Source organism: Polaromonas sp. P1_G2 (genome assembly GCF_056405515.1).
The window spans coordinates 1-497 of the sequence record NZ_JBFUBY010000961.1; the positions used below are offsets into that span (position 1 = coordinate 1).

At 57.5% G+C, this 497-nt stretch carries 1 protein-coding gene; it reads left to right on the forward strand.

Annotated features, from left to right (window positions below):
* Positions 1 to 103 precede the first annotated feature (103 nt).
* Positions 104 to 497, forward strand: a 394-nt coding sequence (locus AC1D0P_RS28550; protein ID WP_477679815.1) for a 2'-5' RNA ligase family protein, incomplete at its 3' end; no start/stop codon positions are given.

The window sequence follows — 497 nt, forward strand, 5'->3', positions numbered from 1 at the left end:
CAACAATCCGCCGCCAAGTTTCAAGGCCAGAGTGGATTTGTTTGTTGGCCTGCAGGCATCCGCCGCGGCGGCCAGACAAGCGACCGATATAGCCGGAGTTTTCATGCGCCGCCTCGGTGTCGCCGAGGAGATTCGGCCGCCGCATGTCACGCTCCAAGGGCTGGGGATGCATAACATGTTCTCCCTTATGGATCTGGCTGCGAAGAAGGAGGAATTGTCGTCGGTCGCGGTCGAACCCTTCATGCTGACGTTCGACCAGATCATGAGCTTCCAGCGGCCGCATGACAAAAAGGCGCTGGTCTTGTGCTGCAGCCAGCCAAATCGCTACCTGATCGAACTGCAGAAAAATATCGCCGCGGCCCAAAGTCAGCCGGGTGTCGAGAGTGAAGCGACACGGACATTCACCCCGCATCTGACGCTGTTTTACACCGAACAGCTTGTGATGCGGCAATCGTTGGAAACGCCGGTACGATGGCTGGTGCGGGATTTCCATATCA